Below are 18,705 nucleotides of genomic sequence, written 5' to 3' on the forward strand. Positions count from 1 at the left end.
ACTGGGGCCGTTCGGCCCCTGTCGCCCGGAGCGGAACGGCGGGCACCCTTGTCAGGCACCATCGAAGAACCAGGAGCACGACAGATGACAGCCGCAGCCGCCTTCTCCGCACAGCGCCCGATCCGGGTGTTCCTCCTCGACGACCACGAGGTGGTCCGCCGCGGTGTGCGTGACCTGCTCGACTCCGAACCCGATATCGATGTGGTCGGTGAGGCGGGCTCCGGTGAGCAGGCGCTGGTCCGTGGCCCCGCGCTCCGCCCCGATGTGGCCGTGCTCGACATCCGGCTGCCGGACGGGGACGGCATCAGCGTCTGCCGGGAGCTGCGGTCGCGGATGCCGGGGCTGTCCTGTCTGATGCTCACCTCGTTCGATGACGACGACGCCCTGCTGGACGCGATCATGGCGGGGGCGGCGGGCTATGTACTGAAGCAGATCAAGGGCTCGGACCTGGTCGCCGCCGTCCGCACGGTGGCCTCGGGACAGTCGCTGCTCGACCCGGCGACCACGGCACGGCTGATGAACAGTCTGCGGACGGCCCAGGAGCCGGCCCGGGACGAGTCACAGCTCGGGGAGTTGTCGGAACGGGAGCGGGAGATCCTGGGGCTGGTGGGCGAGGGCCTGACCAACCGGGAGATCGGCCGTCGGCTCTTCCTCTCCGAGAAGACGGTGAAGAACCACATCTCCCGGCTGCTGGCCAAGCTGGGGGTGGAGCGCAGGATCCAGGCGGCGGTGCTGGCGACGCGCTTCAGCCAGGGCTGAACCGACGACGGGTCCGGCCCCCGCCAACGGGCCCGGACCAGGGGCCCCTCGCCGGGAGGGGCCCGGATCGGACAGCGGGACCTGACACATGGGGCCACTCACCCAGGCCCGTCCAGGGCACCCCCCGGGCCGCGGGCCCAGGGGTGGGGACACGCGCCCCAGCCTGTTCCCCAGGAGAGGCCCAAGGGTCGGACACCCCGGTCGAGGGGGGACGGGGGTCCATCCGGCCGGGTGGCCCCTGCCCACCGCCGGAGAAGCCCGTCGGGGGCGGGACCGGGATGCTCGCCCCCGACGCCCGTCCCCCGTTCCGGACCCTGACGCGTCCGGAACGGGGGACAGTGGTCCCAGCGTTCCCGGGTGCCGGTCCCGGGAGACTGTCCCGGGTGCCGGTCCCCGGGGACGACGGCCCGCCATCGCCCAGTCCCCGGCCGGGGCACCCGCCGGGGCCACCGCCCGGGGGCACATCCCGGTACACCTCAGCGTTCCTCCGGCGATCCCTCAGCGCCGCCTCAGGGGTGGGGAACGACCGCGACCGGCGACGAGGCGTGGTGCAGGACCGCGTGGGCGACCGACCCGATACGGGAGAACCGCGCCCGTCGCACCCGGCGGCCCACGACCACCAGGGACGCCTCCTCGGACGCCCGCACCAGCTGGTCCACGGCCTTGCCGGGGCGGGACTCCTCGGAGACCTCGACCGTGGGGTGCTTCTCGCGCCAGGGCTTCAGCACGTCACGCAGGGTCGCGGCCTCCTCGTCGGCGAGGCGGGCGTCGAGTTCGGGGTCGGGCGGCAGTCCGTAGGCGAAGTAGGGCGGCAGGTTCCAGCCGTGGACGACCCGCAGGGGCGCTCCCCGGCGGGCGGCGGTCTCGAAGGCGAAGGCGAGCAGGTCGTCATAGGGGTCGTTGGTGTCGAGACCGAGCACGACGGGCCCATCGGCTGCCTCCCCGGGCCCGGTGCCCTCGGCCCACTCCCGCTCCGGGATCTCCTCGGCCCGTACGAGGACGACCGGCCGGGTGGCACGGGCGATGACGGCCTGGCCGACGGAGCCGACGAGGAAGCCACCGATTCCGCTGAGGCCACGGGAGCCCAGTACCAGCAGTTCGGCCTCCTCGGCGGCCTCGGGGAGCAGCTCGGCGGGGCGTCCGCTGAGCTGCTCGACCGTGATCTCCAGCTCGGGATGGGCGCGGCGCAGTTCCTCCGCCGCCGTACGGGGCAGCTTCTCGGCCCAGCCCGCCTCCGCCTCGGCACCGAGCAGGGGCGCTTGGAGGAAGGGCACCGGCTCCCAGATATGGACCACTCGCAGCGGCAGCCCGCGCAGTCCGGCCTCGCGAGCGGCCCAGGCCGCCGCGGCCAGGCTCTCGGGTGAGCCGTCGAGTCCGACGGTGACGGTGCGGGTCATGGAGCACACCTCCTGGAGCGGATGAGGATCCTCTGATTCCGGATCCCCTGTCCAGGATCGTCGGCCCCACACCCGTCCGCGAGGGGCCAGTGGTCCCCCTGCGATGGACCGTGGACCTGTGACCTGGGCCAACAGGCCCTGACCAGGGGCCCAGGCGAGTGAGCGGGGTACCGCCACCCGGCCCCGCCACGGCCTGCGGCAGAAGGCGCCGGGCAACCTTCAGAGGGCACGAACCCCGTCATCACCACCGTGGAGAGCGGCGGACCGCTGCGCGTCAGCGCCTTCGCCCGGACCCCGGACCCCGCCCCCCTCGTACCCCCGCCCCGCGCCGCTCTGACGACGGGACCCGACCCCCGAGCGGGTGGTTCCCTCCTGGGTACGGCTCCGCGCCGCGGGCATCCCGCACCGTACGATGACGATCATGACTGGCGAGAGTGACCTGCGAAAACTGCTCAGCGGTATGCGTCCGGAACGGAATCCGGGCCGCTATGTCTTCACCACCACCCGGGGCGGTGTGCCCTCCGGTGTCAGTCCGGTGGTCACCGTGGCCGAGTCGGAGGGCCTGACCCTCGTCCTGCGGCAGGAGGAAGCGGAGGCGGCGGGGCTGGAGTTCGACTACGTGGCGGGCTGGATCACCCTGCGGGTGCACTCCGCGCTGGCGGCGGTCGGCCTGACCGCGGCCGTCTCCCGCGTCCTCGCGGAGTCCGGCCTGAGCTGCAACGTCGTCGCCGGTTTCCACCACGACCACCTCTTCGTCCCGTACGCCGACACCGACCGCGCGGTCAGCCTGCTGGAACGCCTCTCCGAGCGAACCGGCTGACGGCCGCGCGGCCGTCAGCGGGACGCGCCGCCCTGTGCCATCGTCTGGAACTTCCACCGTCCCCCGTGCCGGACGAGCAGATCGCCGTAGCGGACCTGGACACTGCCACCGCCGACCGTCATCGTGCCCTCCGTCACGACGAAGACCAGTGAGGCGCTCAGGAAGTGCGGGGTGCGCACCGGCTCCATGGAGAACTCGCCCGGGGCGGGCAGGGTGCGGCGCATGTCCTCGATGAAGCTCTCGCGGGAGCGGGTCCGGGCCGAGCCGTTGCCCGACGCGTCGTCGGTGACCGCGTTCAAGGGGAAGAGCGCCTGGTCGGCCATGGCCTCGATATCACCGCTCAGGACCAGCCGGTCATAGTGACGGAACCACTCCAGGACCGATTCCAGATCCTCGGGGCCCGGTGTGAAACCGCCGGTCGCCACAGGGCACGGCTCGTCCGTCATCTCTGTCTTCCTCACCTGCGCCGCGGTGCCCGGACGGGACGTCCCGGGCGGGGCGGCGACCGGATCGGCGGACCGGCGCGGCACGAGATCCGCCCGCGCCGAACCCGCCCGGCGTGATCGCGGCCGTATGCCCCGCGTGAGGGTATGTCATCGCGACGGACCGCGGCCGGCGGGGTGGATCCACCGGGGACCGGTGGTGGCGGGTCAGAAACCCCCCGTACCGCCGCACCGGCGGGGAGGGGCGACGGCGGACGCGGGGCGGTTGGTCCAGGTACGCAGCAGATAGCGGATCTTGCTGGGTTCCTCGCCCGTGGTCTCGGCGACGGCGGGCAGGGGGCAGTGCGCGATGTGGTGGAGGACCACCGCCTGGTACTGGAGCGGTGTGTGGGCGCGGGGGTCCAGGGGCAGCGGCGGGGCGGGGAGGCGGGCGGTGAAGATCTGCCAGCAGCGGGCGGCCGGGTTGGGGTCGAGCAGGGTGGCGGACCACTGGGTGAGCAGATGGCCGAAGGCCCGGCGGACGGCGTGGTCGGCCTGGCGGGGGGCGAGATGGGCATGGGCGTAGGCAAGGTAGAGGGGTTGGTGCAGGGCGTAGAACGCCTCGAAGTCGGCGGGCAGATCCACAACGGGCGGGGCGTGGTCAGGCGGGTGTGGCATGTGTTCCTCCCCCGGGGAACGACGGGCACCGGTCAGCCGAACGCACCGGCGGGCGGACCGTTGTGCTGGGTACTGGTGTCGTGGTGGGCCTGGGCCCACAGGGGCCGCAGATCGGCCGGGCGGCCGCGCAGCGCGAAGATGATGCGGCCGCAGGTGTCCCAGTCGGGGATGGTCTCCCCGGCCAGGGCGGTCTGGAGGACCTGGGGGTCGATGTCCCGGCCCACGGCCTCGGGCGGGGGGCTGCCGGCGGCGGTGTAGAGCGCGCGCAGTTCGGCGGTGAAGCGCTGGGTCGCGCGGCGGGCGGGCACGTTGTCGCCGACCGCCAGCGCGGGCGAATGGCTGCGGTGGGCCGCCTCCCACAGCAGCCGTACGTCCTCGCGCAGCCGGGCGGTGACCGGGTCCGGCGGGGTGGACTGGGGGCGGCAGGCGTCGAGCAGCCGCTCGATGACGGGCCAGGAGGGGCGACGGGTGCCCGCCAGGATGCGGGAGACATAGGACGGGTCGATGCGCGCGTCGGCGGCGATGTCGCGCGAGGTGCGGCCCGAGCGTCGCACTAAGTGGGAGAGGGCGCTGGCGAGTTGCTGCTGGGGTGAGCGGGTGCCGCGGGACATCGCCTGCGGGGTGTCGCCGTCCCCGGTGCCCGGCGACGGCCTGCCGCGTCTGGAGAGCGTCCCGGCCGGGGGCGAGGGCTGACGGGAGGCGAGGACCCGCCGCAGTCGCGTGTTCGGCCAGCGCTTGCGGATCCGGTTGGCGCTGATCCGCAGATGGGCGCCGAGGCTCTCCCAGGTCTCGCCCCGGGCCCGCCCCCGGGCCACGGCCGCGGCCTCGTAGTCCTCGCACAGCTTGCGCAGGGGGGCGCAGTGGGACAGGGCCTTGGCGGAGTCGTTGTTGTTGTAGATCCCCTGGAGGATCTCGTTGGCCAGCCGGTGCATCTCCTCGGCGATGACGGTCAAGGTCGCCTGCTCGGCCGCGTCACAGCGCGGGTGGGCACCGCTGGAACGCCCGGTGGGCAGGGTGTAGGTCCGGTTGCAGTCGGGGCAGGTGAGGGTGCGTGAGGCCTTCGGGGCCATGGCGGTACGGTCTCTTTCTCGCCGGGTGTACGACGGTGCGGGGTGTGACAGGGCGGTCGTGTTTGGCCGCAGGACCCATCAGCGACGACGGGCGGCGGGCCTTCGTGGACCGGTCGGGGTCCGGGAGGCGACGAGCGGGGAGCGTCCCCCGCCCACTGCGGCCCACCGTGACCAGAGCGTTCAGAATCGGCGAAGACACCGGTCGGAAACGGCAGATCCGTGGGCGGCCCAGGCCGCCCACAGGATGATCACGGGCATGATCCGCTGGTCGATGACCCCGGAACCACCGGAGATAAGGGCGAGCCACCCGACGACGAGTACGAGGAAAAGCCTCGGGGGCGCGATGACTGACAAGTCATCAAGGGTTTCCCTGGCCCGGGAAGACGGCATGATAGCTTCGGCACTCGGTGCCAGCGGCCACGCTATGACGTGGCGGCGAAAACGGTCCGGCATGGACGGGGGTCCTTCCCAGGGAGTTATGCGTTCGGGTCGTTCTGTCGACAGGCCCTGGCTCGGTTGGTAGGCCCGCCAGGGTTCTGTCTTTTCCGGTCTGATCTACCGGTGAACGGAATCTACGCCGTGCGGATCCAGTCGCGCGCCCCATACGCTGGGTAACGGCCAAGGACGACCACAAGCGAATCGCAAACTCGTGTGCCCCGTGAGTAACGGCGCTCGTCATGACCGCGCTCGCGCGCTTATCATTTCCGAAAGAAAATGGTCACGTGACTGACATGACCATTCAAATCCCTGCCCAGTGTCACGGATCGTGGCATTAACGAGGCGCTCGAACTGTTGAATGGTGAGCCGTTTTTCGGCGGGCGTGGCGCCGGGCCCCTCGGCGGGAGACCTCGGTAGCGTGTCAACACGGCGCGGGTGAGGGATCGGTCGCGGTGGGGGCCGCCCCGTACCGCTCACGGGGGCGACGCCTGCACTCCCGCGCACCGGATCACACCGGACGGCACCGGAACGGGGAGAAACGGTTATGCGCGATGAGTCGGTGTTCCAGCGAGCCTATGACGCGGTCCTCGAACGGTGGCCCTTACCGGTCCGCGCCGTCGATGTGACCACGCGCCACGGCCGCACCCGGGTCCATGTCAGCGGGCCCGTGGACGGCGGGACCGCGCCCCCGCTCGTGCTGCTGCCCGGCGGTGGCACCACCTCCCTGGCGTGGTACGCCACCGTCGGCGAACTGGCCCGGACCCGCCGGGTGTACGCGGTCGACCTGCTCGGGGACATCGGCCGCACCGACTCCGGGGCTCCGCCGCGGAACGCCGACGATCTCGTGGAGTGGTTCGACGCGGTCCTCGACGGACTGGGCCTGAACCGGGCGCGGGTCTGCGGGCACTCGTACGGCGCCTGGATCGCGCTGCGGCACGCCCTCCTGCTGCCGCACCGGTACGAGGGGCTCGCCCTGCTCGACCCCGTCAACTGCTTCTCCCCCATGAGCCCGCGCTATCTGCTGCGGGCCCTTCCCCTGGCGCTGCGGCCCGGCGCCGGGCGGGTGCTCGCCTTCCACCGGTGGGAGACCGGTGCCGAGCCCGGCGACCCGGTGTGGCGGGAGTTCCTGGGCGCCACCGCCGTTGCCCACCGGTCAAAGGTGCTCATGATGCGCCGCCCCACGGCGTCCGCGCTCCGGGAGTGCGGGGTCCCGGTGCTGCTGGTCCTGGCCGGGCGCAGCCGGGCCCATGACCCCCGGCGGGCGGCCGCGACCGCGCGGGCGCTGCTGCCGGACGTCCGGGTCCACATCCTCCCCGACGCCAGCCACCACTCCCTGCCGACCGAGGCCCCCGAGCGGCTGACACCGCTGCTGGCGGAGTTTACGGACTGACGGCGGGCCGGCGCGCCGGACGGCAGAGCGCTCCCCCGGACCAAGGCGCTCGGCCGCCGCCGAACGCCGCGCCCGGGCCCGGGCACCCAGCCGGAGCGTGCCGGGCCGGGCCAGAGCGCCGACCCGGCGGCGGGCCCCGGGGCCGACCCGCCCGGGCGGGGGCATCGGAGGGCGTCGGGGTGGCCACGGTTGCGAGAATGGCCCCCATCCATCCGAGTCAGGAGGCCAGGTGCCACAGAAGGATCCGACCGCGTCCCGGGGGTTCAGGGTCGGGGTATGGCGGACGTATATGGAGGTCCACCAGACGGTGCTGAAGGAGATCGAGCGCGAGCTGGACCTGCGGCACCGGCTGTCGGTGAGCGAGTTCGACACCCTGGTGAACATCCCTCTCGCCGGGACCCGCCTCAAGGACCTCAAGGAGCGCACGGTCCTCACCCAGAGCGCCGTCAGCAGGATGTGCGACCGGCTGGCCCAGCGCGGCCTGCTGACCCGCAGCCCCCTCGCCGAGGACCAGCGCGGCGCCCTGGTCCAGCTCACCGACGAGGGACGCACCCTGCTCAGGGCGGCCGTGCGGACCAACGCGGAAGTGGTGGACCGCTCCTTCGCCCAGCGGCTGAGCGGTGCGGAACTGCTGGCGCTCCAGTCGATCCTGGGGCGACTGTCCTCCCCGGGCGACGGCCCCGAAGGCTGCGACACCACCGAGTGACCTAGCTCACACGGAGAAACCGGCGGAGCCGGAATGGGAAACCACCCCTCCTGGTTGAGATGCATGCGCAAGCAACAAAATGCGGCTCATCACCGCACCGCGCAGCACGGTCCACCGGCCGGCCGCCCACGGCGGCCCATCTCAGAAAACAGGAACCATGAGCAACAGCTACATCACCAACCGGCTCACCCCCGAGAACACCGGGATCCTGCTGGTCGACCACCAGGCCGGTCTGATCCTCGGCGTCCAGGACCACGACCAGAACCAGGTCCGCCGCAACGCCCAGGCACTCGCCCGTACCGCCAAGGTCTTCGGCCTCCCGGTCGTGGCCACCACCTCCGCCCCGCAGGGCCCCAACGGCCCCCTGCTGCCCGAGCTGCTCGCCGAGCTCCCCGAGGGCGCGCCGCTCATCCACCGCAGCGGTGAGGTCGACGCCTTCGACGACCCGCGCTTCGACGCGGCCGTCCGCGCCATGGACCGGCCGAACCTGGTCATCGCGGGTGTCATCACCGACGTCTGCCTGATGTTCGCCTCCCTGTCCGCCCTCGGCCGCGGCTACCAGGTCCACGCCGTCACCGACGCCTCGGGCACCACGAACAAGCTCGCCCGTGAGACCTCCCTGCTGCGCCTCCAGAACGCGGGCGCCACGCTCAACAGCACCGTCGGTGTGATCTCCGAGCTGCTGCGCGACTGGAAGAACCCGGGCGGCCCCGGCACCGCCGACATCTTCAGCAACCTGGCGATGCCCTTCTACGGAGCCGTCTCCGCCAGCCACGCCTCCGCCAGCGGTCAGTAACCACCGCTGATCCCACACCGGGCGGTGCCGGTGTCCCCGTACAAAGGCGTACGAGGGGCACCGGCACCGCCCTGTGCCGTTCCCGCGACCAGGGGCCGAGCACCCCCAGGGGGCCGCTCAGCTCTCGTCGCGGGTCTCGCCGTTCTCGTCGCGGGTCTCCTCGCGCAGCGCCGACACCCGCGTCAGCCGACGGTGGGCCGCCCGGTAGGCGCGGGGGGAGGTGCCCGTGCGGCGCTGGAAGTGGTGGCGCAGATTGGCCGGGGAACCGAAGCCGGTACGGGCGGCGATCCGCTCGATCGGCAGCTCGGTGTTCTCCAGCAGAAGCTGGGCCTCATGGAGCCGGGCCCGCAGCAGGTACTGGAGCGGGGAGAGTCCCGTCCGCTGACGGAAGCGGCGGTTGAGGCTGCTGACGCTGACCTTGGCGTGGTCGGCCATGTCGGCCAGGGTGAGGGGACGGTGGACGTTCTCCTCCAGCCAGCGGGTGGTGGCCTCGATCGAGGTCCGGTCGCCGATCTCCCGCTCCAGCTCCTCCCGGTCGGCCACCACCTTGTCGTACAGCGGCAGCATGATCTGGCGGGCGGTCCCGGCGGCGACGCGCCAGCCGTGGTCGCGCTCGACCAGGTCGACCGAGAGGTCGAGGCCGCCGAGGACCCCGGCGGAGGTGTGGAAGGGGCCGTCCACGACGGTGGGATCGCCCGTACTCTCCACCCGCACCCGGGGGAAGAGCCGGACGAAGTCCTTCTGGTGCGGCCAGGAGGTGAGGGCGCGGCGCCCGTCCAGCAGGCCGGTGGCGGCGAGGGTGAAGACCCCGGTACCGATCGCGGCCATCCGACAGCCCCGCGCGGCGCTGGCGCGCAGGGCCTCCGCCACCTCCGGAGACGGTGGGTCGCGATGGGCGCCGTGCCCGGTCACCAGCACCGTGCCAGCGCCGTCCAGGGCCTCGATCCCCCAGGGCACGGCGAAGTCCAGGGGCGGCTCGCCCGTGGTGACCGTGCGGGAGCCGGTCGCGGAGGCGATCCGTATCTCGTACACGACCTGGCGGTAGGCCCGGGCAGCGGTGGTGAACACCGCGGGAGGGATGGTCAGTTCCTGGGAGGGCACGCCGTCGGCCACGAGGATGGCGATCACTGACATGAGCAGAATTTAGCGGTCCATGACGTGGGTGACGCTTTTTCGCGGGTAGCCGTGTCAGCAGGATGGTTCAGGAGCACCGGAAGCGAGGGGACGCCCGGCGGCTCATCTCTGATTCCACCACTCCGTATGAAGGGACAGCTCTGTGTTCAACGGCATGTCATGGCGGCGGCGTTCGGCGGGCGACGCCTCCCCGGGCCGCAGGGTGGCACGGCGGCGCGGGGCACGCGCCGCCGCCGTCGCGGTGGCTTCGGCGGCGCTCGGTATGACCCTGGGTTCCGGCACCGCCGGAGCGATCGTCGGCGGGGAGGAGTCCACCGAGCGGTACGGGTTCATGGCCGCGATCCCCATGAAGGAGCTGGGCCACTGCGGCGGATCGCTGATCGACTCCCAGTGGGTGGTGACCGCGGCCCACTGCTTCGACACCGCGATAGGCGCCGACCCGACCGGGAAGATCCGGATCGGCAGCGAGAACCGCAGCTCCGGCGGTTCCCTCCGGACCATCGAGCGCACGGTGATCCACCCGAAGTACGTCTCCGGCCGGGACCACTTCGATATCGCGCTGGTCCGGCTGGACCGGCCGGTCTCCGAGCGGCCGGTCCGTATCGCCGCCCGCACCGGACCCGAGGGAACCGCGACCCGGGCCCTGGGCTGGGGCATCACCACCCCCAACGGCTCCGTCCACCCCGAACGGCTGCGCCAGGCCGGACTGCGCACCGCCGCGCCCGGAGTGTGCACCGCCCCGCTCGACGCCGCCCGCGAGCTGTGCCAGACCGGCCCGAGGCCCGGGGTGATGGCCTGCGGCGGGGACTCCGGCGGACCCCTGCTGCGGCGCGCGGCCGGACGCTGGGAATTGATCGGGGCCACCAGCCGGGACGGGAACGGCGATGCCAACTGCGCCAACGGCCCCGGGATCTGGACCAGTGTGCCCGCGTTCCGCCCCTGGATCGCGCGGACCCTCGCCGACCCGGCGGACCACCGATGATGTCCGGGCCCGGCCGCGGGACCGAACCGTACCGGCCCACCGACCGGACAGCAGGAGAGATGACCGCCCTGAACCGTCCGACGAGCCGTCGACTGCTCCTCGCCACCGCTCTGACGCTCTCCCTGGGGGCCGTCGCCCCCGGGGTCGCCACCGCCGTGCCCGAGCGGACGGGCGCGGCGGCGTCCACCGCGCCCACGGACACGGCGCGGGCCGTCATCGAGGACATCGAGCGGCACTCCCACCGGCTGCGCACCGCCGACCCCGCCGCGCGCGGCGGGGACCTCGCCGCGCTGACCCGGATGGTCGGGAGCGCGACCGTCGTCGGCGTCGGTGAGGCCACCCATGGCTCCCGGGAGCTGTTCCAGCTCAAGGACCGGCTCTTCCGCCAACTGGTACGGACCGCCGGGTTCACCACCTTCGCGCTGGAGACCTCCTGGTCGTCCGGGGCACGGCTGGACGCCTACGTACGGAACGGCGAGGGCGACCTGCGGCAGATCATGCGCGAGGAGTTCCAGCAGTCGTACGCGGACTGGAACAACGAGGAGTTCCTGACGCTCTTCACCTGGATGCGCGAGTACAACCGCTCCCTCGCGCCCGAGCGGCGGCTGAGGGTGCTGGGCGACGACATCAACGACGTCCACCCGGCGCAGATCCGGCGGATCCTGGACTGGGCCGCGGGCCACCGGCCCACGCTGGCGCCCGAACTGCGCCAGCGGTACGCGGGGATGCTGGCGCTGCCCGCCGACGCGGGTGAGCGGATGGACGGCTGGCTGACCATGCCGCTGGAGCGGCGCCAGAGTCTGGACCGGGATGTGACGGCGGCCTTCCGGCTGCTGGAGCGCTCCGGCGGGGTGGATCCGCTGGTGCTCCAGGAGGCCCGGGTCATCACCCAGATGACCTCCGGCTTCGCCCGGGACCTCAACGACCCGGCGCAGATGGCCGAGCTGAACCGGCTGCGGGACCGCGCCATGGCCGAGAACACCGTCTGGTGGCAGCGCCACACCGGCGGGAGGATCCTGCTCTCCGCCCACAACGGGCATCTCGGCTACGAGACCCCCTTCCCCGAGACCCACCCCGTGGTGCAAGGCCACTATCTGCGCGAGCTGATGGGTTCCCGCTATCTCGCGATCGGCACCACCCTCCACGGCGGCGAGTACTGGGCCACGGACAGCGGTACCGGCAAGCCCGGCTACTTCACCGCCGGGCCCGCCGCGCCCGGGAGCAACGAGCACACCATCGACCGGGTCCGCCACCGCGACTACTACGTGGATCTGCGGAGCCTGGCCCGCACTCCGGCGGCCGGACCCTGGCTGGCGGGCGCGCGGCCCACCTTCGTCATCCCCTCGCAGTATCCGAGCGAGCCCCTGCCGGTCTCCCTCGGCCGTACGTTTGACGTGCTGGTTCATTTCGAGCGGGTGGCGGGGGCCCGGATCCTGACGTAGGGCGGGGGGCAGGGGCGGGGAGCCGCCGGTGTACGGCACGGGCTCGGCCCGGACCTGGCGGGTCGGGCGGAGGCCACGGGTCCTGGGCCCGGGATCGGCCGGCCAGCCGGGGTCCCGGGCCTGCGGGCCGGGCGGGGTGGGGCGGGCGCGGGTGGCGGATCCTCGCGGGTCCGGGCGGGTGGCGGGCGGGGGCGGGTCCTCGCGGGTCCGGTCCGGGCGGGTCAGCCCATGCTCTTGGCGCCGTCCAGGGCCTCACGGATGATGTCCGCGTGGCCTGTGTGCTGGGCGGTCTCCAGGGCGATATGCACCAGGACCCGGCGGGCCGACCACCGCGCGCCGGACTCGAACCACGGGGCGTCGGGCAGCGGGTGGGAGGCGTCCAGGTCGGGCAGGGAGACGACCAGCTCGTCCGTGTGACGGGCGACCTTCTCGTACTCCGCCAGCACACCGGCCAGGGTCTCGTCGGACCGCAGCGCGAACTCGGCCTCCCGGGCGGCCCAGTCCTCCTCGGTCATGTTGTCGAAGTCGCCCATCGCCGAGGGTCCCTCCACGATGAACGCCGCCCAGCCCCGCTCCACCGATGTGACGTGCTTGATCAGACCGCCGAGACACAGCTCGCTGACGGTGGTGCGCTGACGGGCCTGGTCGTCGGTGAGGTCCCGGGTGGTGAAACGGAGGAAGTGACGCTGGTGAGCGAGCATCTGGAGCAGGTCGGCCCGCTCACCGCTGAGGACGGGGGCGGTCGTGGTGGGCTCGTTGACGGTCATGGGCTGCGCCTTCCGGTCGTTCTCGTTCCGTCGGTCGAGGACCACGTTAGGAGCCATCGCGGTCAGTTCTCGTCCGCGATGGGCATCGGTCAGGGAGGGGCGCGGTCCGCGTCGGACCAGCACGTCCGGTGCCGCCCGACCTGTCCGGTGCCACCCGTCCCGTCCCGCCTGGCCCGTCCCGTCCGGCCTGTCCGGTGCCGCCGTCCCGCCCGGTGGGGCGGGCCCGCACGCCGACGGGGCCTTCTCCACCGTGACCGTCCCCCGAGCGCCGCGCCACCGGGGAGACCGCGGGAGGCCGGACCCGCCGTCAGCCCCGCGCGCCTGCCGTCCCCGCCGTCAGCCGTGCAGCGCCGCCAGGAGTGTGGGCAGTGAGGCCCGCAGCTCACGGGCCCAGTACGGCGGGTCATGGGTACCGGAGTGGAAGTGGGTCGTCACCCGGGCGCCCGCCGCCCGGAGCAGCGGGGCCAGGGCCCGGTTCTCCTCCAGCATGATCGCCTCGGTCGGCGAGAGGACATCGGCGGGGAAGGGGTTCGCCGGATCCACCAGCCCGGGGATGTGCTCGTCGGGCGGCGTGTCCGGGGGATCGAGCGGTCCCAGCCGTCCGTCACCGCAGGAGAGATGGACCGGAACGCCCCGCAGCCGATGGGTCAGATACGCGGGGTCACGCGCCGTCCATACCGCGCGCTGGCGCTCGGGGTGACCCCACAGCGCCAGCCAGTCCAGGCCGAGATACTCCATGGCGGCCCGCACGGCGTGGGGGTGCTGGTGCGGATGGACGAAGCCGCTGTAGCTGGCGGCGGCCCGGAACATCCCCGGGTGGCGCGCGGTGTAGGACAGCGCGCCGAACCCGCCCTGTGACTGCCCCGCGATCACCCGGCGCGGGCCGCCGCCGTAGTGGCGCTCCACCAGCGGCAGCACCTCGCGCAGATGGAACGCCTCCACGGCCGGGGGGCCGCCCGCGCCGCCGTTCCACCAGTCGGTACAGAAGCCGAACAGCGGCATCTGGGGCATGACCACCAGCGTGTGCCACAGCTCGGGAAGGTGCTGGATGCCGTACTCCCGTGTCCACGGCAGATGGTCGCCGTCACCGCCCGGCAGCAGCCAGAGCACCGGCCAGTGGTGCCGGGGCCGCGGGGCCGTGTCGGAGGACACCCCCGGGCGAGCCCTGGGAGGAGGCGAACCCCGGCCGTGCCACCCCCTCGGGGTCAGCAGTCTGACCTGGGCGTCACGGGCGAGGGCGGGTGAGGCCACGGTCAGATCGACGATCCGGCGTCCGGCGTACTTCTCCCCCACCACACGTGCCCGTGGCGCGCCCGGTAACGCGGCGGCAGGCGGCGCGGCCCCGGCGCGAACCGCCGTGGCGCCCAGGGCGAGGGCTCCGGACAGGACGAGTCGGCGCGAGGCGGAAGCGGGGGCGGAGGCAGAAGCGGAAGCGGAAGCGGACCAGGGTGACGGCATGGGAGACCCTCTCTCTCGGGCTCGGTCACGGGGTGATGAGGTTCCCTCAAGTCTCGCGCCAGAACGGGCGCGGCCCTATCGGTCATAGCCCTGACCGGCCCCTGAGATCGCCCCGGAGTGTTCCCAGGGATGGCCCTGACACCCGTTCTCCGATACCGACACCCCTCACGGCCCAGGGCTCACTCCTTGGTCAGGAGACCCACCACCATCGGCCAGTCGTCCTCCTCCGCACCGGAGGACTCCGCCTCCGCCGCCGACGGGGCCACGAAGACCGCGACGACGGGCGCGGCCCCCTCGTACGCCCTCCGGTCGACCACCGTCTCGGCGCTCAGGACGAGCACCGCCTCGGGGACGCTCCGGGACCGGCGGTCGAAGGGGGCGGCGTCCACGCCGATCCGCGCCAGGACGGAGGGGTACACGGCGAGGTCGACCACCAGCCGGTCGCCGTCCAGCGTGTGCTCGGCGAAGCCGTCGGTGCCCACGAGGAAGAACGCCTGGTCACCCTCGTAACAGCAGTCACCGAGACGGGCGACGGCACGCTCGCCGGACGGGCCGTCCGGGTCGACGACGAGCGTCATGACGGGCACATCCGGCTCGTCGGGGTTGACACCGGGGCGGAGCGAGAGCCGGGCCATGGAGGACCTCCGGGAGGAGACGGCGACAGGGACGGGGACACCGGCAGGGTACGGGGCGCCGCGGCGACGGCGTCCGGCCCCGTGCCCGCCCGCGCTCGGAGGTCAGAACCCAAGGCGCGGGCCCAGGACCCAGGGCCCAGAGGTCAGGGCTCAGAGGTCAGGGCTCAGACGGAGGTCCGAGGTCCGAGGCCCGAGGCCCGAGGTCAAGACGCTGGACTCACAGGTCACAGGTCACAGGTCACAGGTCACAAGGCAGAGGGCCGGGGCTCGGGGCTCGGGGTGGCCTACGCCCGTGCCGCCGCGCTCCGGATCGGTCCGTTCACGGCGAACTCCTCGATGGATCCGCTGATCTCCATCACCGGTACCCCCGCGCCGCGCGCCGTGATTCCGCTGTCGATACGGATCCGGCGGGCGCGGGAACCCGGTTTCAGACTGAGAGGGACGGCGGGCAGGGTGACGATCTCCCCCTTGACCAGGCTGTCCCCGGATCCGCCGTGGGTCTCGATACCCCCGTGGACGATGAGGTCGCCGATCGGTTTGCTCAGCTGGATCCCGACGGCCGCGTCGGCGTGGGTGACCACCCGGTCGAACTCCGCCCGTTCGACGGTGCCGTCGTAGACGTTGAAGCCCCGGGCCCCGGTGCCGAACGTCTCGACCGGTGCCCGCAGGGTCAGCCGCCGGATGGTGCCGAAGTTGACGAAGCCGATGCCGCTGGGGCCGTGGGAGGTGATGGGTGCGTGCGCGGTCCAGGTGGTGACCTCGCCCCAGAGGTCGAGCACCATGTCATTGACACCGTAGGTGGTGACCGGCCCCTCGTTGACCACCTCGCCGAACGAGGCGTACACGACGAAGACCCCGCCGGTGATCTGGTCGGGGGTGCCCGCGGGGATGCCCCCGTCGGAGAAGACGGGGCCGGTGTGCAGCCGGTCGCCGCTCACCCGGCCGCCGCCGGGGGTGCCGGAGACGAAGATTCCGCTGCCCCGGACGGGCGCGCCCTCGCGGCCCGCCGAGATTCCGGTCAGTTCGCAGGTGATGACGGCCGAGGAATCGCTCCGCTGGTTGTAGAGGGTGAAGGCGCCCTGGCGGACCTCCACGTTGTAGCCCTCGGGGCGCGGGCGGCACTCCCGGGCGTCCGCCGCCTCGATGTCCAGCCCGGTGACCAGCACATGGCCGGAGGAGACCTGGTCGCGGGCGAGGAGTTCGACCCGGCCGACCGTGACGACCTCCCGTAGCTCCAGGGTGCCGAACCCGCTGACGGAGGTGTCGTTGAGGAGGGCGCGGGCGGTGGGGGCGGTCTCCAGCCGCAGGCCCTCGACCCGGTTGTCCCGGGTGAGCCTGACCCCGTCCGTGCCGTCGAAGACCAGAGCGGCCCCGCCCCCGGCGCCGACCAGCGACACCCCTTCGGGGAGAGTCAGCGGCGGCACTCCCTCCACGCTGCCCTCGATGACGATCTCCACCGGGCGGGTGGCGGTCCGCAGCACCTCCGCGAGGTCCCGCGCGTTCCTGACGGTCTGTCTGCCGTTCATCATGGTCCGACGGTAGTCCGGCGTTTTCCGGAAAATCCTTCTTTACGGTGGTGTGGCAGCCGAGCGGGAAGCGCCATCACCCATCGGAACCAACGGACCGGACGGCGCCCCGGAACGGCCCGGGACGATACGGAGTTGCCGGGCCCGGTTGGCCGTGGCCACCCGCAGCGGCTGACCCTGGACGGCCCGGAGCCGGTCCAGCACCCGCCGGATCGGGGTCACCCGGCCCCACAGAAAAGCGGAGGGGTCCTCGGGAGAGGCACCGAACCCGGCGAGCAGCAGCCCCACGGCCCGGTTGGAGGCGTCGACGACGAGGGCGCCCGCGTCACCGTCCGCACAGAAGGGCCGGTCCGGCCTGCCGTCCCGGCCCGCACCCGTGGGCCTGACGACGATCAGATGGTGGTGGAAGCGTCCCCGCTTGCGCTGTGACGCCTCGACGGCCTGGACCGTACCGCTGGTGAGCCGGGTGGCCGCGCCCCTTTTCCGTACCTCGCACTCATGGGTGTCGGCTTCTTCCTGGGTGATGGTGTGCGTCGCCGTGACCGGGCCGATATCGAGGATGTCGGGATACCAGCGCACTCCGGCCGGCAGGCGGGCGAGGCCGACCTCCGCTTGGTCGGCGGAGAGGGGCCCGTAGGCCGAGGTGTCGGAGAAGCCGGAAAAGCCGGAAAAGGATGACGCACCGGGAGAGGCGGGTGGGTCGGGAAATCCGGGAGCGTCGGCGAAAGCGGCGAATTCCCCGGGCAGCGGGGGCGCGGGGGCGGCGAGGCAGGACCGGGGCTCGGTGGAGTACCTGGATTCCCCGGCGGCCCCCGGCGGCACGGCCGGGAGCGCCGAGCCGAGGGCCTGCCGGTGCCCCAGGAGATAGACCGCGCCACCGGCCCCCTCCAGGAAGCAGCCGACGGTGCCCGGTCGCCCGGCAGTGACACACGGGCTGAGCAGGGATCCCGCGATCAGCTCGCGCCACTCCCGGGTGTCGGGCCGCCCTGGCGGGGCGCCGTCGGGGGCAGCGGCGAGCGGCCCGGGGGCGAGGTCGACGACATCGGTGCGTACACCCTCGAAGGCGGAGGGAATGATCTCGGTCTCGGGCAGGTCGGCCGGGGGGCGCTTGCCGCGGACGAAGACACGGATGGTGCGTTCTCCGGTTGGCCGGCCCTCGCGTTCGCGTCCCCCGATACCGACGATCGACACTCCGGGAATGGCGAAGAGACGGCCGAGGGCCCGGTTCTTGACAGCGGTGTATTCGGCGTCGGTGAGCATTCCGGTCCGCCTTTCTGCCACCTGGCGTCGGGCCTGCGGGAATCTCCGCAGCACGGTGGGTCATACGGTTCGCCCGGGGAGTGAGAAGGACGACGGGCTTCACTCCGCCGGGTCGAACCGTGACGTCACTGTGGCCGTTCGGTCGCCGCGCCTTCAATATTCCGGAGCGGAGAGCCACACCAAGGGATGACGGACCGGGGGCACCGTGCGTGCGGGGTTCGAATACGCCAGGGGCACATGCGACCGCCGTGTCCGTGGGGGCCTGTGGGTGTGTCGCCGTACGGGGGCTTCCGGCGGGTACGCCACTGGGGGATCACGGGCCCGCCGCCCGTGCCGTCAGGCGGTGGACCGCCCCGTACCGTGACCCCGGCCGACCGGACCGGGCGAACCCGCCGGACGAACCCGCCGGACCGGACGGACCCGTTGAACGAACCCGCCGGACCGGGCGAACCGGCCGGACGAACCCGCCAGGCCGGGCGAATCGGTGGGACAGAGCGCCACATCGGGGACCGCCGATACCTGACCCGCACTCAAGGGAAACTCCGGGCGAACCCCGGACACCTGCGGAAACGAGGGGAGCGGGCCCGACCCAACCGAGGGTAAATTAGGTTAGGCTAAGCTAAGAAGATCTTGGGGTTCCGAGTCCGCGCACACCGGAAGGGGAGGGAGTCACCCATGGGCGTGCCCGCCGTCGGTCATTCCCCCCTCCGGACCGTTCGGAAACACGGCATGGTCCGCGCCCCGGACACCCCGCCCCGCGCTCCGGCGCGGCGCGAGGAACCACGGTCGGCGCGACAGCGGCGCACGGCGGGACCGGACGAACCCCCCGACAGCGAGAGACGGAGAGCATGACCGTACGGGCCGCAGTGGCCGGAGCCAGTGGCTACGCGGGCGGGGAGATCCTCCGCCTGCTGCTGGCGCATCCGGAGGTGGAGATCGGCGCGGTGACGGCGCGCAGCAGTGCCGGACGCAGACTCGGCGAGGTGCAGCCGCACCTCGCCGACATCGCGCGACGGGTACTGGAG

17 protein-coding genes and 1 pseudogene are annotated in these 18,705 nt (G+C 72.7%); 8 read left to right on the top strand and 10 right to left on the bottom strand.

What is annotated here, in order from left to right; translation table 11 throughout:
• The first annotated feature begins 84 nt into the window (after positions 1 to 84).
• Complete coding sequence (locus ACFVIM_RS10275) at positions 85 to 759, top strand: response regulator (protein ID WP_384300244.1); 675 nt, start codon at positions 85 to 87, stop codon at positions 757 to 759.
• 509 nt (positions 760 to 1,268) lie between these two features.
• Here the strand turns inward: ACFVIM_RS10275 and ACFVIM_RS10280 are convergent.
• Positions 1,269 to 2,156: a universal stress protein gene (locus ACFVIM_RS10280; protein ID WP_384300245.1), complete on the bottom strand. Its 888-nt coding sequence runs from the start codon at positions 2,154 to 2,156 to the stop codon at positions 1,269 to 1,271.
• 421 nt (positions 2,157 to 2,577) lie between these two features.
• On the opposite strand from ACFVIM_RS10280, the gene ACFVIM_RS10285 reads away from it, so the two are divergent.
• The gene (locus ACFVIM_RS10285; RefSeq protein WP_384300246.1) at positions 2,578 to 2,976 is read left to right on the top strand and encodes an ACT domain-containing protein; all 399 of its coding nucleotides are present in this window, start codon (positions 2,578 to 2,580) and stop codon (positions 2,974 to 2,976) included.
• 14 nt (positions 2,977 to 2,990) lie between these two features.
• Here ACFVIM_RS10285 and ACFVIM_RS10290 read toward each other — a convergent pair whose 3' ends face one another.
• The 3 genes from ACFVIM_RS10290 to ACFVIM_RS10300 all read right to left on the bottom strand — a co-directional run bounded on the left by ACFVIM_RS10290 (position 2,991) and on the right by ACFVIM_RS10300 (position 5,146).
• Positions 2,991 to 3,422, bottom strand: a complete 432-nt coding sequence (locus tag ACFVIM_RS10290; RefSeq protein ID WP_384300247.1) for a nuclear transport factor 2 family protein — start codon at positions 3,420 to 3,422, stop codon at positions 2,991 to 2,993.
• A 204-nt stretch (positions 3,423 to 3,626) separates the two neighbouring features.
• Positions 3,627 to 4,076, bottom strand: a complete 450-nt coding sequence (locus ACFVIM_RS10295) for a hypothetical protein (protein ID WP_384300248.1) — start codon at positions 4,074 to 4,076, stop codon at positions 3,627 to 3,629.
• A 32-nt stretch (positions 4,077 to 4,108) separates the two neighbouring features.
• Positions 4,109 to 5,146 (bottom strand): helix-turn-helix domain-containing protein, encoded by a 1,038-nt coding sequence (locus tag ACFVIM_RS10300; protein WP_384300249.1) that lies wholly within the window; start codon positions 5,144 to 5,146, stop codon positions 4,109 to 4,111.
• Positions 5,147 to 6,128: 982 nt separating this feature from the next.
• Between ACFVIM_RS10300 and ACFVIM_RS10305 the strand changes: the two genes are divergently transcribed.
• From ACFVIM_RS10305 to ACFVIM_RS10315, 3 genes are all read left to right on the top strand, one after another.
• Positions 6,129 to 6,974 carry an alpha/beta fold hydrolase gene (locus tag ACFVIM_RS10305; RefSeq protein WP_384300250.1) on the top strand — a complete coding sequence of 282 codons (846 nt, stop codon included), beginning with the start codon at positions 6,129 to 6,131 and terminating at the stop codon, positions 6,972 to 6,974.
• 229 nt (positions 6,975 to 7,203) lie between these two features.
• Complete coding sequence (locus ACFVIM_RS10310; protein WP_384300251.1) at positions 7,204 to 7,680, top strand: MarR family winged helix-turn-helix transcriptional regulator; 477 nt, start codon at positions 7,204 to 7,206, stop codon at positions 7,678 to 7,680.
• A gap of 157 nt (positions 7,681 to 7,837) precedes the next feature.
• A complete protein-coding gene (locus ACFVIM_RS10315; RefSeq protein WP_384300252.1) occupies positions 7,838 to 8,476 on the top strand; it encodes an isochorismatase family protein in 639 nt (212 codons plus the stop codon).
• 117 nt (positions 8,477 to 8,593) lie between these two features.
• Here the strand turns inward: ACFVIM_RS10315 and ACFVIM_RS10320 are convergent, their stop codons facing one another.
• The gene (locus ACFVIM_RS10320) at positions 8,594 to 9,610 is read right to left on the bottom strand and encodes a GlxA family transcriptional regulator (RefSeq protein WP_384300253.1); all 1,017 of its coding nucleotides are present in this window, start codon (positions 9,608 to 9,610) and stop codon (positions 8,594 to 8,596) included.
• Positions 9,611 to 9,752: 142 nt separating this feature from the next.
• Here ACFVIM_RS10320 and ACFVIM_RS10325 point away from each other — a divergent pair, with 142 nt between their 5' ends.
• Together ACFVIM_RS10325 and ACFVIM_RS10330 are read left to right on the top strand one after the other, a co-directional pair.
• Positions 9,753 to 10,592, top strand: a complete 840-nt coding sequence (locus ACFVIM_RS10325; protein ID WP_384300254.1) for a S1 family peptidase — start codon at positions 9,753 to 9,755, stop codon at positions 10,590 to 10,592.
• Between the two features lie 59 nt (positions 10,593 to 10,651).
• Positions 10,652 to 12,034: an erythromycin esterase family protein gene (locus ACFVIM_RS10330; RefSeq protein WP_384300255.1), complete on the top strand. Its 1,383-nt coding sequence runs from the start codon at positions 10,652 to 10,654 to the stop codon at positions 12,032 to 12,034.
• Positions 12,035 to 12,255: 221 nt separating this feature from the next.
• Here ACFVIM_RS10330 and ACFVIM_RS10335 read toward each other — a convergent pair whose 3' ends face one another.
• The 5 genes from ACFVIM_RS10335 to ACFVIM_RS10355 form a co-directional block, all read right to left on the bottom strand.
• Positions 12,256 to 12,801, bottom strand: coding sequence for a DinB family protein (locus ACFVIM_RS10335; RefSeq protein WP_384300261.1), 546 nt, complete (start codon positions 12,799 to 12,801; stop codon positions 12,256 to 12,258).
• Between the two features lie 336 nt (positions 12,802 to 13,137).
• On the bottom strand, positions 13,138 to 14,094 hold the full coding sequence (locus ACFVIM_RS10340) for an alpha/beta hydrolase (protein WP_384300256.1): 957 nt from the start codon (positions 14,092 to 14,094) through the stop codon (positions 13,138 to 13,140).
• Between the two features lie 344 nt (positions 14,095 to 14,438).
• The gene (locus ACFVIM_RS10345; RefSeq protein ID WP_384300257.1) at positions 14,439 to 14,894 is read right to left on the bottom strand and encodes a hypothetical protein; all 456 of its coding nucleotides are present in this window, start codon (positions 14,892 to 14,894) and stop codon (positions 14,439 to 14,441) included.
• A gap of 284 nt (positions 14,895 to 15,178) precedes the next feature.
• Entirely contained in the window at positions 15,179 to 16,423 is a 1,245-nt protein-coding gene (locus tag ACFVIM_RS10350) for a hypothetical protein (RefSeq protein WP_384300258.1), read from the bottom strand.
• A gap of 39 nt (positions 16,424 to 16,462) precedes the next feature.
• Positions 16,463 to 17,680, bottom strand: a complete 1,218-nt coding sequence (locus ACFVIM_RS10355; protein WP_384300259.1) for a hypothetical protein — start codon at positions 17,678 to 17,680, stop codon at positions 16,463 to 16,465.
• A gap of 848 nt (positions 17,681 to 18,528) precedes the next feature.
• On the opposite strand from ACFVIM_RS10355, the pseudogene ACFVIM_RS10360 reads away from it, so the two are divergent.
• A pseudogene (locus ACFVIM_RS10360) lies at positions 18,529 to 18,705 on the top strand (N-acetyl-gamma-glutamyl-phosphate reductase); the annotation flags it as partial.

The sequence above is a fragment of the Streptomyces sp. NPDC057638 genome (genome assembly GCF_042800315.1).
Lineage (GTDB): Bacteria > Actinomycetota > Actinomycetes > Streptomycetales > Streptomycetaceae > Streptomyces.